The organism is Gracilimonas sp., from assembly GCF_035704785.1.
Classification (GTDB): Bacteria; Bacteroidota; Rhodothermia; order Balneolales; family Balneolaceae; genus Gracilimonas.
In genome coordinates, this window is record NZ_DASSWP010000054.1 from 1 (window position 1) to 2330 (window position 2330).

Consider the following 2330-nt stretch of genomic DNA (forward strand, 5'->3'; position numbering starts at 1 on the left):
GCCCTCTCATCATTAACCCATTTCTCCAAAACAAACATTCACAATAAATGCCTATGTTAAGCCGATTTTTGGTAAACAAAACCTTACCTTCCAACCGAGAATCAACAAGAATTTCGGGAACAGGTTGTGAGCCGGGATTCATAAACACGGATTTTATTATTAAACATGTCTAAAAAGACTCCTTTCTATTCCATTCACGAAAAAGCCGGTGCCAAGCTGGTTGATTTTGCAGGATTCCAGATGCCGGTGCAATATGCAGGGATCAAAACTGAACATGCTGCCGTTCGGGAAGCCGTTGGGATATTTGATGTTTCTCACATGGGTGAGTTTTACATACACGGCCCGGAAGCGCTGGATCTGATACAAAAAGTGACCGTCAATGATGCCTCTAAACTCACGGAAGGTAAAGCACAATACACCTGCATGTGCTATGACGACGGCGGTATTGTTGACGACCTGATCGTGTACAAGCTCTTTGATGATGCCGGTTATATCGCTGTTGTTAATGCTTCGAATATTGAAAAGGATCTCAACTGGATCCTGGATAATAATTCCTTTGATGCGGAAGTCCGAGACCAATCTGATGATACCTGCCTGCTTGCCGTGCAGGGACCTAAATCCGTGGATACCCTTCAAAAACTTACAGATCTTGACTTAAGTGATATTGGCTTCTATTCTTTCAAGATGGGGAGCCTTGCCGGAATGGATAACGTAGTATTTTCAGCGACAGGCTACACCGGCGAAAAAGGCTTTGAACTGTATTTTGATAAAAACCATGGGGAGCCTGAGAAGGTTTGGAATGCCATTATGGAAGCCGGGGAAAAGTTCGGCATTGAACCTTGTGGCCTGGGAGCACGCGATACCCTTCGCCTTGAAATGGGATTTGCGTTGTATGGAAATGACATCACCAAAGACACTCATCCGCTGGAAGCCCGTTTAGGCTGGATCACCAAATTTGAGAAGGAAGATTTCATTGCCAAAGAGGTCCTTCAGCAGAAAAAAGAAGATGGGCTGGAACGACAGCTTGTCGGGTTTGTAGTGGAGGGAGAACGCAACATTCCACGACCGGGATATGAAATTCAAAATACTGAGGGAGAAGCCATTGGAGAGGTTACAAGCGGAACAATGTCTATCACTTTAGGTAAGGGTATTGGGATGGGCTATGTGAAAAAGGAGTACACAGCTGAAGGAACCGATATCCGGATCGCCATTCGTAAAAAAACGGCTAATGCAGTTGTAACACGCCCACCTTTTATCAAAAAATAGACTCATAGAGAGCAAATGCCAGAATTAAGTTTTATCGACGTTTTTTTTTCTGTTCAGGCTTTTCAAGAAGAAGAGCTGCGCGGGAAATCTGCGGTCATTATCGACGTACTCCGTGCGTCATCATCCATTACCACCGCAATTAGCCATGGTGCCAGGAAAATAATACCGGTTGCGGATATGAGCGATGCCATGAAGATCGCAACCACCATGGATCAAAAAGATTTCTTATTGTGCGGCGAGAAAAACGGATCAAAAATTGAAGGTTATAATCTTGGAAATTCGCCCCTGGAATACACTCCTGAAATCGTACAAAACAAGACCCTTATTTTTAATACCACAAATGGCACCAAAGCTATAAAAAAAGCCTCCCTTGCCAGTAAAGTTTATGTGGGCAGTTTCTTAAATCAACAAAGTATTTTGAACGCAATAAAGGAACATGATGATGAAATTGTGTTGATCTGTTCAGGATGGCAAGGACGGCTTTCCATAGAAGACACCCTGTTTGCAGGCTCATTACTTCACGCCATATCCGGCGGAAACCTCCCTGATTCCGCCAAAGACGGTGCAAAAGTAGCATTTGGTCTTTTCGAAAAATATGGGCATGATTTAGAAGGTGCCATCAGTAAAAGCGATCATGCAAAAAGATTGGCTGAACTGGTACCAAATAACGATATTTCATTTTGTTGTAAAGTAAACGAATTTGATGTACTTCCCGGAATGAGGGATGGAATTCTTACAAATCTGAATGGCTAGAAATAAACTAAATACATCTACAAATACACCCGGTTTAGACGCTAACCGCAAGAAGGAGATCATTGGCATTATTGTGATGTCTATTGCCGTATTGTTGGGACTGAGCATTATTTCCTATAACCCTCAGGATTACCAATACGCCCGAAGTATCTCTTTCATCGATCTGTTTAATCCGGATGCGAGCTCACGCCTTGTAAAAAACTGGCTGGGTCCGGTTGGTGCATATATTTCTCATTATCTGGTGCACAGTTTATTTGGATATACCAGTATCATATTAGGACTGATCATAGGATATCATGGCTGGCATACCT

Annotated in this window: 3 protein-coding genes; all 3 read left to right on the forward strand. The window is 43.0% G+C overall.

Annotation, left to right across the window (positions count from 1 at the left end; genetic code table 11):
• Nucleotides 1-165: 165 nt before the first annotated feature.
• Complete coding sequence (gene gcvT / locus VFM80_RS02835; RefSeq protein ID WP_395069343.1) at nucleotides 166-1266, forward strand: glycine cleavage system aminomethyltransferase GcvT; 1101 nt, start codon at nucleotides 166-168, stop codon at nucleotides 1264-1266.
• A gap of 15 nt (nucleotides 1267-1281) precedes the next feature.
• Nucleotides 1282-2019, forward strand: a complete 738-nt coding sequence (locus tag VFM80_RS02840; protein WP_395069345.1) for a 2-phosphosulfolactate phosphatase — start codon at nucleotides 1282-1284, stop codon at nucleotides 2017-2019.
• Nucleotides 2012-2330: DNA translocase FtsK 4TM domain-containing protein (locus VFM80_RS02845; RefSeq protein WP_395069347.1), on the forward strand; the 319-nt coding region annotated here is incomplete at its 3' end. The genes VFM80_RS02840 and VFM80_RS02845, both read left to right, overlap by 8 nt.